At 59.3% G+C, this 13,516-nt stretch carries 10 protein-coding genes; 7 read left to right on the top strand and 3 right to left on the bottom strand.

The features are described 5' to 3' along the window. Nucleotides 1-205: 205 nt before the first annotated feature. The 3 genes from J2R76_RS12555 to J2R76_RS12545 all read right to left on the bottom strand — a co-directional run bounded on the left by J2R76_RS12555 (nucleotide 206) and on the right by J2R76_RS12545 (nucleotide 3,308). Nucleotides 206-1,906, bottom strand: coding sequence for a TolC family outer membrane protein (locus J2R76_RS12555; protein WP_141343132.1), 1,701 nt, complete (start codon nucleotides 1,904-1,906; stop codon nucleotides 206-208). 348 nt (nucleotides 1,907-2,254) lie between these two features. After that, nucleotides 2,255-2,626, bottom strand: a complete 372-nt coding sequence (locus J2R76_RS12550) for a hypothetical protein (protein ID WP_253624063.1) — start codon at nucleotides 2,624-2,626, stop codon at nucleotides 2,255-2,257. Between the two features lie 145 nt (nucleotides 2,627-2,771). After that, nucleotides 2,772-3,308, bottom strand: coding sequence for an NYN domain-containing protein (locus J2R76_RS12545; protein ID WP_141343130.1), 537 nt, complete (start codon nucleotides 3,306-3,308; stop codon nucleotides 2,772-2,774). A gap of 756 nt (nucleotides 3,309-4,064) precedes the next feature. On the opposite strand from J2R76_RS12545, the gene J2R76_RS12540 reads away from it, so the two are divergent. The 7 genes from J2R76_RS12540 to J2R76_RS12510 all read left to right on the top strand — a co-directional run bounded on the left by J2R76_RS12540 (nucleotide 4,065) and on the right by J2R76_RS12510 (nucleotide 13,454). Beyond that, nucleotides 4,065-4,718 carry a hypothetical protein gene (locus tag J2R76_RS12540; RefSeq protein WP_141343129.1) on the top strand — a complete coding sequence of 218 codons (654 nt, stop codon included), beginning with the start codon at nucleotides 4,065-4,067 and terminating at the stop codon, nucleotides 4,716-4,718. A 275-nt stretch (nucleotides 4,719-4,993) separates the two neighbouring features. Further along, the gene (locus tag J2R76_RS12535; protein ID WP_141343128.1) at nucleotides 4,994-5,485 is read left to right on the top strand and encodes a hypothetical protein; all 492 of its coding nucleotides are present in this window, start codon (nucleotides 4,994-4,996) and stop codon (nucleotides 5,483-5,485) included. 260 nt (nucleotides 5,486-5,745) lie between these two features. Continuing rightward, a complete protein-coding gene (locus tag J2R76_RS12530; RefSeq protein ID WP_069276043.1) occupies nucleotides 5,746-6,837 on the top strand; it encodes an IS5 family transposase in 1,092 nt (363 codons plus the stop codon). After that, on the top strand, nucleotides 6,837-7,181 hold the full coding sequence (locus J2R76_RS12525) for a hypothetical protein (protein ID WP_141343480.1): 345 nt from the start codon (nucleotides 6,837-6,839) through the stop codon (nucleotides 7,179-7,181). The genes J2R76_RS12530 and J2R76_RS12525 overlap by 1 nt, the downstream gene beginning before the upstream one ends. Before the next feature lie 242 nt (nucleotides 7,182-7,423). Further along, a complete protein-coding gene (locus J2R76_RS12520) occupies nucleotides 7,424-7,888 on the top strand; it encodes a nuclear transport factor 2 family protein (RefSeq protein WP_141343335.1) in 465 nt (154 codons plus the stop codon). 1,483 nt (nucleotides 7,889-9,371) lie between these two features. Further along, nucleotides 9,372-12,158, top strand: a complete 2,787-nt coding sequence (locus J2R76_RS12515; RefSeq protein WP_253624062.1) for a DUF11 domain-containing protein — start codon at nucleotides 9,372-9,374, stop codon at nucleotides 12,156-12,158. A 1,056-nt stretch (nucleotides 12,159-13,214) separates the two neighbouring features. Further along, entirely contained in the window at nucleotides 13,215-13,454 is a 240-nt protein-coding gene (locus J2R76_RS12510; protein WP_253624061.1) for a hypothetical protein, read from the top strand. Nucleotides 13,455-13,516: the final 62 nt, after the last annotated feature.

Here is a 13,516-nt window from a genome sequence, read left to right as displayed (position 1 = left end):
CGGCCGCCGCGCTGGGGGTGCGAAACAACAACTGAAACCTCGACAAGCAAAATGGAAATGCAGCAATCGCATTTGAAGATTTCGGGCAGACTACAACAAATAGCGAACAAATTCAGCGAAACTTATCTTAACGATTAACAAGGAATCGAAAGGGCCCCGACTTGGGGCCCTTCCGGCAGTCCTGTCCTGAGCTTGTTGGCGGTCGCTACCGAGCGGAACTCGGGAAGGCCGACAGCAGCCAGTGGGGCTTGGTCGACGCATAGGAGCTCGCGTTCGCCGTGACCGACGGATCCGCGTAAATGACGTTCGGGCCGTCCGCAGCGGTCTTTTGCTGCTGCATCCATTCCGCTGAACCGGGCACCGCTGCGGTCGTCGTCGCGCCGGTGAAGCGGTCCGCAAAGCCAACGTCCTTCGGCTGGGCTGCCGCATAGGTCTTGGCAGGACGGGCGACAGGCGCCGGAACGGCGACGTGCAGCGGCTCTGACCCGGTTTGCGGGAGGTTCACGCGAAGGGTCGGGAACGAGTAGCGGGGCAGGCCAATCGAAAGCATGTCCGTCGGCGCGGCATCGACCGGCGGCGGAGCCTTCAGATACTCGATCAACGTCCCCATCGCGGCCAGCAGCTGATAGTCGGCGAACACGACCACGCCGCGGGCGGACGTGAGCGAGACGGACGTGTTGAAGAACTGGTTTTGCGCGTTCAGGAGATCGATCAGGGAGCGCTGGCCGAGCTCGTATTCCTTCTGGTAGGCCGTGATGGTCTTCCTGGCTGCTTCCAGCTCACGGGTCAGAGCACCGATGCGCGTCGCCGTAATAGTACGGGCATTCCACGCCTTGTCGATCGACTCATAGGCGTCGCGCTGCAGGCGGGCGTGGCGCATGGTGGCTTCCGTGTAGCGCTCGGCCTTCTCCGACCGATTCCACGCATCCTGGCCGCCGCGGAAGATGTCCCACGACATGACGACCTTGCCGCTATAGTCCTCATGCGTGATGGAGGGAGTTCCTGGGGCCGCCACGTAAGGGTAGGAGTTGTCGTAATGGGTTGCCCGTCCCTCGAGATAGAATTTCGGACCGAACGTGCCGTCGGTGGCCTTGAACGCGTGCTTAGCGGCGTCGGCGTCGGACTGTGCCGCCGCGATCGTCGAATTGAACCGGAGGGTGGTCGCCAGCGCTTCGTCGCGGCTGTGCGGCAAGCCCGCGAGCGGGGCGGGGAAGCGAACGTTGATCGGCTCAAGGCCAACCGTCTTGCGGTATTTCGCCCTGGCGTCATCCAGGCTGCGCTGGAATTCGGCGAGTGCCGCACGGGCGGCCTCGACGCGCTCGCGGGCCTGCTCCAGGTCGCCTTCGCCGGCCCGGCCGCCCGAGAAGCGGGAGTTCACGTTTGAAAAGATCTTTTCGTGATTGGCGACGTTTTGCTGGGCAAGGCTGACCAGCCGCATGTAGCGCGTGACGTCGATGTAGCCTTCGGCGGCGTCGAGGGCCAAGAGCTCGGTTCTCTCCTTGACGCGGGAGGCGGCGGCATTGACCCGTGCGGTCTGGCGCCAGACGTCATAGATCGACGAAAAACCGTCCCACAGCAGCTGGCGCACCACCACCGATTCCTGGCTGCCATTGCGCCATGGGCCTGACCCCACGGTCGGCGCCGCCTGAATGTTCGGGGAGATGAAGCCCGGCGATTGATCGAATTTTTCTGGGCCATAGCTGGCGTCAATGCGCACCTGCGGCAGCAGCGTGCTCTGGGTTTGCCGCAGCTCGCTTTCCGTCGCCCGCCGGTTCGCGGAAGCCTCGCCAACACCCGGGTTGGTCTGCATGGCCTGCCGTAGTGCATCATTAATAGAAAAAACCTCGGCACATGCTGGCGTTGCCGCCAAGCATAGGCACGCAATGACCGTGTATGCCGACTTCATAATCTCAGCCCCTACTCACAAAAATATTCTGTAGAATCCCCCGAAGGGTAACAAAGGACAGTTCCGCGACCTATGACATTTGAGCCACACAGTGGCTCTAAGTGGGGGCATGTCATGGCGGGCGAGTGAGCAGAATCTCAAGATTTTGGTTAAATTTCAATATTTTAGTTGTATTTGCTTGGGCGCGGGATGGTTGCCAAGGAGCAACACCGAAAGCCCGGAACAGCAGGTCAGTTAAGTTTGTCCTAATGGCCGGCCAGCGAGGCTACTGTTCGTGGCAGGTCGCGAGGTAGGTCGCGACGAGGGGCGGGGCCTTTGGGTCTGACGAGGGGCCGTCCAGCCGGCTGGTCAGTTTGTAAAGCGACCTGCTGGCAAATAGAACCGGAAGATCTCTGCAGTGGACTCGTCCACGCGGGTTGCAACGATCGACGCAGCGGTGCGTTGGGCGGCGGCGAAAACATAGGTCATGACCTTGGTTCCCCTGCCTTCAATCGCGACCGACGTTCCCCACGTGACCGTGAAGGTCTGACCATCGATCACAACAGCGGGCCGGACCGCGTCCAGATCGTCATCGATCCATCGAACGTCACTGCCTTTGCCTGAGGTGCCAGGCTCGATCCGCTTGCCGCGCGGCGTGTCGCAGGTGAACTTTGAAGGTTCAGCTACCGCTGCGCTCGTCGCCGCCAAGAACAACAACAGGCAGCCGACCGACCTCCGCATTGATTCTCCCCTCTGCAGTTGCGTTGGTTGGAATCATACTGATGTCTCCGAACGGCCTACGCAACTCGGTGATGTACGGATGTGGCTGACACGGCCGCTTCGGTATCCGGCCGATCTCAGCGGCAACGTCGGCGTCGTCCTGGCTTCACTCTGGCGCGATCGGATGCGGCGGACGTTCGATCGATGCCCTGATGCTTTCGAGTTCGAGGAAGACGTCAGCTTGCCTGCGAAGCTCGTCGGCGATCATGGGAGGCTTTGTTCGGATGCTGGAAACGACGGTCACGCGGACACCAGCCCGCCTGACCGCCTCGACAACGGCGCGCAAATCACCGTCGCCAGAGAACAGGTACGCGTGGTCGATGCGGTGCGCGATTTCCAATGCGTCGACCGCGAGCTCGATGCCGATGCTGCGCTTCATTCGCCGCCTCCCTTCGCCGTCATCGTGGGTTTTGGCTAACTTTCTCCTGACCGCATATCCGTTGTAATCGAGCCAATCCACCAGCGGCCGAAGGCTGCTGAACTCGTCGTCGTCTCTCACGACCGTGTAGAAGTAGGCGCGGACGATCTGTCCATACTTGCCGAACTCCGAGAGCAGTCGACGGAAATCGATTTCAAAACCGAGGTTCTTGACCGTGGTGTGAAGATTCGCGCCATCGATGAAAAGTGCAATGCGATCGGTCATCTCAAGTCCCCATGACGCCCAGATCAGTCGCTGTACGCTTTGGTTTTGAAAATTCCTCGAGCGCATCGTGGGTGAGCGCCAAATTGAAATGACTGATCCTAGAGCAAGGACTCGGCTTGGAAAAAGTGAAAATTTTCGCCAACCCGGATGCCATACGAATCGTGCGCCTGTTGATAACATAACGGTCGAAAGCGCGCGGCTGGCCGCCCACGCAAACAAAACGATTGTCGTTGAACAACGATGCGGCCGTTCGCGCCGACGAAGCACGGAGGCGCATTCGCCAGCGCAGAAAAATTGGCCGCCATGGCGATTCGATGGCATCGGCGGTTCGAGCGCTTGCGCAACGCCGATTCTGATCTTTGCAGCGTCAGAAACGAACGCCCGCCGTGGATGCCGAGCAAAGGTGCAGCGCGGCCGTGCCGCCGCGCCGCTACTCACAAGGCGATTGTTGCGTCACCGACAAAACTACATCTAAAATCAATCTAGTGTAGCGGCATCATTTCGTGCCGGCGCGATATTTCGAGATACCACTTTTTTGCAGATGCAGGTTTTGGTCGATACCAATTTCGCCGCAGGAAGGACGGCCTTGCGTCCCCACATTACGCAGATGGTTATTCTAGCGGGCGGGTGTGGATGCGCGGCGGCGTGTCTGTCGCGCCGCCTCGACCAGTCTCTCGCATGCATCGCTAACGAGCCGTCGCGATCGACCCATTGCTCGATGTTCGGATCAGCAGGAGGCAGGGTGGGGCGCTCGCGATGGGGCTTGCCGTGATCGATGTGGCAATCGGGCGTCCGATCGAGGCGGGCACCAGGGAGTGTTGGGCAAGGCGCGCGAGATGCCTGGTCGTTCTCTCGTTCTGCATCATGCTGTCCTGTTGCGGGGCCGCTCGCCAGGCCATCGAGAAGGAGGTGGGACCGGCACCGGATCCAATAACGGAGACGGCAACAGCGGCCACAGAGCCGACACCAGCGGCGACAACGACACCGACGCCGACGCCGGAGGCGACAGGGACGCCGGCACCGGCGGCGGAACCGGTCAACCTGAACGGCGCACTCGCGGAATGCCGGAACGCGTTTCCGGATCAGATCGCGCAGGCGGTCGCGAGAGCGTCGTGTGTGATCAAGGCGACCGAGCTCGTCCGACCGCTATTGCCGTTTCCCGATCTGCTCGATCGGGAGAATGCGCTGCGCAAAGCGCTGGCCGAGCAGGTTCAAGCAAGAACAATGTCCCTGCTTGAGCGCAACATCCAGATTCAGAAGCTGCATTCGCAGCTCCTCGAAGAAGAGCGCAGTAGGCTATCGGCCGCGCCGGCGGACGGGAGCAAGCCGCCGCTGGCGGTCACGCAATGGCGGCAATCCAATGGGGAGAGTTGCGGCCGGCTCGGAGGGGATTCCGGGACATGTTATTGAGTGGAAGGTCATATGTCCGCCTCTTCCCGAGAGGCGGCTCGCCTATCGGAGCCCACACTGAATATGCGGGCCGTTGCGTAGAGGCGAAAGTCTAGGGTTGCACGGCGCCGATCTTGGCGACTGGCTTGCGCGCCACGGGCTCGCATTGGATTGGCCGTCTTAGAGTCGTGGCTGTATCGTAAGAGACGTGGCTGTATCGTACGCGTATTCAAGCAGACGGAAGAGTCGGCTGGCTGTTCGGATGACGCGAACGGGCATCTTAAAAGGGAGCGGCAATGATCGACGTGGAGATGACCCGAGCGAGCTATCGTCCGAACCAAATTACCACGCTGTTCGTCGGCGAGAGCGCTCCCGCCAGTGGCGATTTCTTTTACTACGGCGACAATGCCATGCTGCGGCACATGCAACGCGCTACAGAGGCGGTACTCGGCCAGAGCGACGAGGATTTTTTGGACCGCTTCAAAAGCTACGGCTGGTTTCTCGATGATCTCGTACTCACGCCGGTGGACAAATTGCCTCCTTCCGAACGCCGGAGCACATGTCACGGCGCAGCGGATAGCCTTAGCAATCGAATTGCAGCCTATCGTCCCCTAGCAATCGTCTCTGTTCTTGTCAGCATCAGGAGCATCGTTGAAGCAGCGGCAAGAGCAGCCGGAAGCGACGCGCGGCTGTTTGGCGTGCCATTCCCCGGCATGGGCCAGCAAGCACGCTTCCACAATGAGATGGTCCAGATCATCCCACTGCTTCCACGGAACGGAGCCGACTAAGGGAACGCCCACTTCTTCGGCGGCAGCCCATAGCGAGCCAAACGCCGAGAACCGAAGCGGCTCAAATACCGAACGAGTGCCTCATCCGGCTCAGCATCGTCATGACGGCGTTGGTGTGCCGACCGTGGTGTACCGACCGTACGTAAGATACTGATCAACCTGTGATGCACCAAGCCGACCTAGCAGGCTGTTGAAAAAAGGCGGTCGCCGCCGACCGAGGATCATGATTCATTGGCTCCGACGAGATTCGGAGATGGTGCGTGCGCGGCGGCGACAATCGAACGGGCGAGCTGTTCAGCTACGTCGACCTGGAAGCAAGGGTGCGGCGTGATCATCCGCTGCGAGGGATCCGGACGATCGTGAACGAGGCGCTGGCGGCGCTGGAGCACGAGTTCGCCGCCCTTTATTCGCCGATTGGACGGCCGTCGATCCCGCCGGAGAAGCTGCTGCGGGCGATGCTGTTGCAGGCGTTTTATTCGATCCGCTCGGAGCGACTTCTGATGGAGCGGTTGGAATATGATTTGCTGTTCCGCTGGTTCGTCGGAATCGGAGTCGACGATGCAGCCTGGGACCATTCGGTATTCTCGAAGAACCGCGACCGGCTGCTGGAAGGCGACATCGCGGCGAAGTTCCTGGCGGCGGTGCTGGCGCAGCCCAGGGTGAAGAAGCTTCTGTCGAGCGATCACTTCTCGGTCGACGGCACGCTGATCGAGGCCTGGGCCTCGATGAAGAGCGTCAAACCGAAGGATAGCTCCGGCGAGCCGCCGGCCCAAGGCGGCGGGCGCAATGCTGAAGCGAACTTCCATGGCCAGAAGCGCTCCAACGACACCCATGCTTCGACCACCGATCCGGAGGCCAGGCTCTACCGCAAGGGGAAAGGCAAGGAGACGAAGCTGTGCTTCATCGGGCACGGGCTGATGGAGAACCGCCACGGCTTGCTGGTCGACGCCTGCCTGACGCAGGCCGGTGGGCATGCCGAACGGGTGGCCGCGCTGCACATGATCGAGCCTCGTGCCGATCGACCGACAGCGATCACGCTTGGTGCCGACAAAGCCTACGATGCAGAAGACTTCGTCAACGAGCTGCGCTCGATGAACGTGACGCCGCATGTTGCGCAGAACACCGGCGGCCGTAGCTCTGCGATCGACGGGCGTACGACCCGGCACGGCGGTTATGCTGTCAGCCAGCGCATCCGCAAGCGGATTGAGGAGGCATTCGGCTGGATCAAGACGGTCGCCGGGCAAGAGAAGACCAGATTCCGTGGCCGTGATCGGGTCGGATGGGCCTTTACCTTCGCTGCGGCCGCCTACAATCTGGTGCGGCTGCCCAAGCTGATCGCGGAGACCGGTTGATGGCCAAGGTGCCTGGCTTTGCCACGGCCTTTGCCGGCCGCTGGCGCATCGTCGAAATGGACAACTGGGACAGCGACTTCCTCGATCTTGTCGGAGAGGCGCATCTCACCTTCCGTGGCAAGTCCGATGGCGAAATAGCGTTTGGGGCTCTCAAGGGCTTCCTGGATGCTCGCTACGGCACCCGCGACGGATCGGCCTGCGCCGAGTTCTCATGGGAGGGGCACGACGAGAATGATCCGTCCTGTGGTCGCGGATGGGCCATGATCGGCACTGCGGGCAGGCTCGTTGGCCACTTCTACATCCACAATGGCGACGATTCAGCCTTCGTTTGCGAACGCGGCTGAGTTCTTCAACGGCCTGCTAGGTCAAGCGGGCTACCGTGGTCGGGTTGTGGACCCAACTGCGACATAGATGCCGGGTGGTCGCACGCTTGGGCTGTTAGAGCGCTGCGCGTGCTGCGCGAAGCGCCCACAGGCCGACGCACTTTGATCTGCATCAAGGTCTAGGCTGGCGGTCACGGACTAAGCAAGCGATGGAGGCGGGCCTCCGCCTCCATCCCTGAGGCTTCAACAGAGGGAAGAACATTATGCGCAAATTATTCGGAGCAGTATGTTTCTCACTGTTACTTTCTGCAGTTCCTGCAAATGCATTCGATCAAAGTCAGAAGGACGAACTCGGGAAGATTAGCACCGCCTATGAGCAGTATTTCAACAAGCAGGATGCTGCAGGCATTACTTCACTTTTTGCGAAGAATTACCTGCGCGTTACGCCAATGGGGATTGTTGACAACACGAAATACTATGAAGGAGCGTTCAAGGCCGGGATGAATCACTTGGAAATAAGAACAACCGACATTCAGCTCTTGTCGGAGAACATGGCTATGCGAACCGGCGAGGCCCGCGTAACCGGCAAGAGTGAGAAAGGTGATCCTCTGGAATTGAACGCTTTCTGGACCAGTCTCGATGTTCGTGAGAATGGCCAGTGGAAAATTCGTATGCTGACGTCGATGCCCAAGGCACCGCCGCAGCCGCAAGAGGAAGCAGCTAAATAACCTGAGGCGTCGGCGAACTTCGGGGCGGCAAACTGCCGCCCCACATTCCGCGCTACAACTCCGGGGATCCTTGTGGCCCGCGGCTTGGGTCTCGGCGGGCTTGATCCCGGGATGCGCCACCATGCGGCGCGTCGGAGACCAGAATGCGCCCGGGTCGTTGAACGGATCGCCAGCCGTTTTGTCGGTGTGCAGCTCTGTTACGAAGCCTGTCCGACCGGCTACGGCCTTTATCGTCTGATCCTATTGCTCGGCCTTGAATACGCAACCCTGATGCGAGGAATATGGGGATCTGGTGAAGAACCGCCGAGGCGCCCATCAACTTGATCATGCGCGAGCCCAGAACGCGTCTGGCGGATCGAGAGCGAGCTTGGCGCGCCTCCGGCCTTCACCTGGGCGCAAACCAAGTGCTCGGCAACACCAAGGCGCACCTCGCGTCTTACGTCGCTGGCAAATGGAAGAGCCAGCGCAGGATCTGGCCTGGCGCGCAGGTGTCGACGTGTGGGGCGTCATCTCGGAGATCCGCGATCAGGCCCAATTAGTGTACCGCGTACCTGCGAGGCTGCGTCGGCATGCCCGGCGCTCCAGGTTTTTCTCGTCAAAGCCTGCGGATTGCATCGCGTGCCGGTCTCTCAAGGACACATTCAAATTCGCCCCATGATCCACGGTTCGTCCCAAGCGATAAGCACTGCAATGGTCAACGCGGCGATGACATAGAGGAGGAATTCGGTTCTCGTGACGTTGAACACCATTTGAGTCCTCGTTCGCCTCTGTTTGCGTCTGCTCAGGTGGCGTGCGTGGTTCTAAAATTCCACGGGCGTATCCAGGGTGAGCACCCTAGCCGAAATGATTAATCCTGGAGCAAGGACTCGGCAGGGAAGAAGCGGAAGTTCTTGCGATCGCGGGTAGCGTACGAATCGTGCGCTTTCTGATAAGATGGCGGTCGCGGGCGGCTTGCAAGCGGCCATGCCATTATTTTGATATTCTGCGCGTTCGTGCCGCGGAAGGTCTGCCAGGCGCTCCCGCGATCAGGGAATTTGGGAGCCGTCTCGAGAGGAGCTGCGATACCTGCTCTTTCGGCGCAGAAGCTTGGTCTGCGCGGAGAGGTCCACAATTACCTGCATCGTTGGCCGGAGGGCTTGCGTCCGAAGCGAGCGCCGAGCAACGGTTCGACCGGATTTGAAATTTCAATGGTCATCCAGCAGGAATCATTTGCATTTTTAAGGTCGGCGCGCTGGCGAAAGCTCGGAAAAGCGGAGATCGGATGCGCAGGGGAGATCGATCTCTTCCCGGATAGGTTGATATTGCGTTAATTTGAAAAAGCGGATTACATGCCGGTATGAATTTGTGTGTCCCCGCAGCGCGTTAGCGGTGCGGTTTTTTTGCTGCGTGCGCTTAGCGACCGCGTGCAATGCGCGGTCAGGTGATCCGGATACAGCGCCGGGTCATTGCCGCGAATGCTCATATTTTAGGGGGTTAATGCTTCATGGCTACCATCGACGTTACAGCTCAGAGCTCAACAGCCACCACCGATACCGGAGCAGTTTTCACGAACGTAGCGTCGGTTGCTTCGACCGGCACAGGCGTATTCGACAGCTTTCTGGTTATCCAGAACAACGGCACCGAGCAGGGCTACAATACGGATGGCTCGCCTCTGCCGCTTGACGACAAACAAGCATCGCATACCAACGCAATCCTGCTTTCGTCGATTCCGGTGGTCACCGGAGATGGTCAGAACGGCACCGTTGCAGGAACTCAGTACCTCGAGTTCAGACTCGACATCAATCAAAACGGGTCGGCCAACCAACCCCAATTGATCTCGTTGGATCAATTGAAGATCTATCAGGAAAGCAGCGGTAATCTCCTGACCGACTTCGCCGGCGAAACGCCGAAATTCGACCTTGGCGACAATACGGTTTTGCTTAACGCGCAGTGGGATGCCGGCAGCGGCAAGGGTGATTATGTGATCCTTGTCCCACTTTCCAATTTCGATACGTCCGGAGCCGACCCTTACGTTTATCTCTATTCGCAGTTTGGCGCTGTTGGCGGTGACTATGCTGCAAACAGCGGTTTTGAAGAATGGGGTGTCATCGGAAGTGGAGGGAGCGGGCTCGGCGCGCTGAGCGTCGTCAAACAGGTTCACGATATCGATGGCAATACTCAAAATTTGGTGGTCGACCATGCCGGCCAGCAGATTGATTACAGCATTGAGGTTGGGAATACCGGAACGGGCGTGCTCGCCCTGACGTCAGTTACCGACCAAATCGAAAGCTTAGGCGCCACGGCTGCTGTTGCCGTGACAACGACTTTTAATAATGCGACGTACAATCTGGGTGATACGAACCATAATAACCTGCTCGATCCCGGCGAACACTGGCAGTACACAGCGACGTACACCGTTCAGCAGGCTGATATAGACCATGATGGCTACGGCACCGGCGCAGGTGGCGCGCCAGGTGATGGCTTCATCGACAATCTGGCTACAGCATCAGCAACGGGTGTTCCCGATGCTACAGATACAGCGTCTGTCGCAATCGACTACAAGCCGTCGATGTCGGTCGATAAGACGGTGGTTTCCGTCGACGACGTCAACGGCGACGGGCTGACCGACGCGGGCGACATCATTCACTACAACATCCATGTCGCGAACACGGGTAATGTGACGCTGACCGGCGTGACAGTGACCGACCCGCTGACGGGCGATCCGGCGGGCGGTTTGTCGACGCTTAACGTCGGGAGCAGCGAGGATCTGGTGGCGACCTACACGCTGACGCAGGCCGACATCGACAACCACGGCTCGAACCTGGTTGATCTCATCCAGGACGACAAGATCACCAATACGGCGACCGCGGACAGCGACCAGACCTCCCCCGTCAGCGACTCGGTTGATCAGCCGATCGACTACAAGCCGTCGATGTCGATCGTGAAGACAGTGGTGTCGGTAGATGACGTCAATGGTGACGGGCTGACCGACGCGGGCGACATCATTCACTACAATATCCATGTCGCGAACACGGGTGACGTGACGTTGACCGGCGTGACGGTGACCGACCCGCTGACGGGCGATCCGACGGGTGGCCTATCGACCCTGGCTGTTGGGAGCAGCGAGGATCTGGCGGCGACCTACACGCTGACGCAGGCTGACATCGACAATCACGGCTCGAACCTGGTTGATCTTACCCAAGACGACAAGATCACCAATACAGCGACCGCGGATAGCGACCAGACCACCCCGGTCAGCGACTCGGTGGATCAACCGATCGACTACAAGCCGTCGGTCGATCTGACCAAGACGGTCCTTTCCGTCACGGGAGGGCATGCTGATCATGTTGGCGATGTCATCACCTATCAGATCACCGTGGAGAACACCGGCGACGTGACGCTAACCGGGGTCAAAGTAACGGATGCGCTGGAAGGCTATTCCCTTGCCACGTTGGACAATTCGACCGTGACCGGAGACAACGGAAACCACGTCCTCGATGTGGGTGAAACCTGGACCTACACAACGACCCACACATTGACCCAAGCGGACTTGGACAACAACTGGCTCAATGGTGGCGATGGCGTATTCGATAATACCGCCACGGTCACTGACAATCAAAACGTAACGGACTACGACACGGCTCACGTCCTACTGGGACCTGGCGTGCGGACGCCCGGCTTCTGGGCACAAAAGACCTGGCAAACATTCTGGGACGGTAACGCAAATAATCAACCTAAGCAGGCCGGAACAGATGGCTTTGCGAGCGGCGAAATCACCTATGCCGTAGATTCAAATCACGACACACATGTTACCTCTGCTGACAAAGCGGGTCTCTTGATCGGTGATTACAATCTCAACGGAGTCCAGGACATCGGCGAAAACGTGCTGTTCATCTCGACGGCCGATGCACTTACGCTGCTGAATGCGTCCGACAAGCAGGTCCAGGATGGCCGCTATATGTTGGGCAGGGACGTCGTAGCCACTTGGCTCAATTATCTTGAAGGTAATGCAATCGGAAATGGTTCGGCCGGCACTGCAAGGCACGACATTGATGATGCAATCAAGTGGCTCGAATACACGCAAGCCAAACCGGGTGCCATCGAAAACAGTGCGGATTTCCATACCTTGTCGGTGGCGGACGACCTTACGTCGAGCTCGGCCGTCAAGACGTCATCTGCGATATGGAGCGGCCCGGTGGTAAATGTGCCGCTGCTCGGTCAAGCCATCGATCTCTCGGCAAGCCATCTCCACACCGATCTAGATCACTACAACAACTTAGGCTTCGTCTGACCGCACGACAGAGGAGGGGCTCGGACGAGAGTATTCTCGTTCGGGATCCTCTGCTTGCCCACGGGATACCGGCATTGCCGTCAGCCGTACTCATGAGACGCCCGGTGACCCGGTCAATCGCGCAGCAGGATCTGAGGGACAATGTCCGGCGCGCGCGTCGTTTCGCTCTGTATCGTGCTGGCCTGTTGCGGGGTCGCTCGCCATGCCATCGAGCAGGCGGCCGAGCCTGAGCCGGCAGCGGTCAACCTGAAGGCGCGCTCACGGAATGCCGCAGCGCCTTCCCCGACCAGATCGCACAGGCGGTGCAGCGCGCGTCCTGCGTAATCAAGGCGGCCGAACCCGTTCGGTCGCTGGCGTTTCCGAGAGTATAACGCGCAAAGCGTTGGCAGAGTAGGTGCAAGCACGAGCCATTTCCCTGCTCGAGCGCAACATCCAGATCCAGAAGCTTCATTCGCAGCTGCTCGAAGAGGAGCGCAGCAGGCTATCGGCCGCGCCGGCGCGCGGACTGTTCCCTGACGAAACAAGGCATGGTCGGGATGGCGTCGGAGCCCGCGGCGCCCAAACCGGCGCTACGCGTGGATACGACGTTTGAGGCGACCCCGTAAATCAACGGGGCATTGTTGACGACAGGAGGGAACCACATGGCGGCACGGCGTTAATCGTTAAAGTAGAGCAAATCCCACGGCTCTAGACGGCTGCGCAAATTTGCGGCAAATTGCATTCAATTAGGTTTAGAGGTTTGGCCGCCCGCAGTCTTGCGGACCAGGCGCCGAAGCCTCTCGAAGCTGAATATTGAAAGACAAGAAAAATTGCGAGCATGCGGAGTGCAGGGCCGCACGCGAAACGGGCAGGGTAATGGCGGTCGGAGTCTTTTCACGGTAGGCGTCTAATGGCACATGGGCGGCCTTTTGGCCGCGCGCCCCACGAATATTGCTGATGGGCATCGTGTGCGTGTTGTTGTGAATTGATTTTCGGGTGCGATCACGCCTGCTCTGCGTCGGCAGAGTTCAAGGAGTGTGTATTGAGTCGCATTGTTTCATCCCGAAGGTCCGACCAATGATCAACTGGTCCGAAGTCGAATCGCGTTCCCAAGGAACTTTAAATTCTGCGTCTACATCTCCTTCATGGTCAGCCGATTTTTCGATCGAGACCTCGCTCACCCCGGCCAATGATCCGCTGGCTTCGAGCCCGTCGGTAGCAACTGATGCGCCGATGGAAGCCGAACACGATCCGTCCGACATGCGCTCCTTGTCGCCGAGGCGCTATTTCGCTGTCACCTATCAATCCCATCACTAAATTCGAGGCCGTTCATCGCTCTCATTGAATCGCTGAACCATTACTTACACGCGAATTGTACG

The sequence above is a fragment of the Bradyrhizobium sp. USDA 4532 genome (assembly GCF_024171315.1).
In the GTDB taxonomy this organism is placed as follows: Bacteria; Pseudomonadota; Alphaproteobacteria; order Rhizobiales; family Xanthobacteraceae; genus Bradyrhizobium; species Bradyrhizobium australafricanum.
Note: the sequence above shows the minus strand (reverse complement) of the source record. Positions and strands in the feature narration are given on the sequence as shown.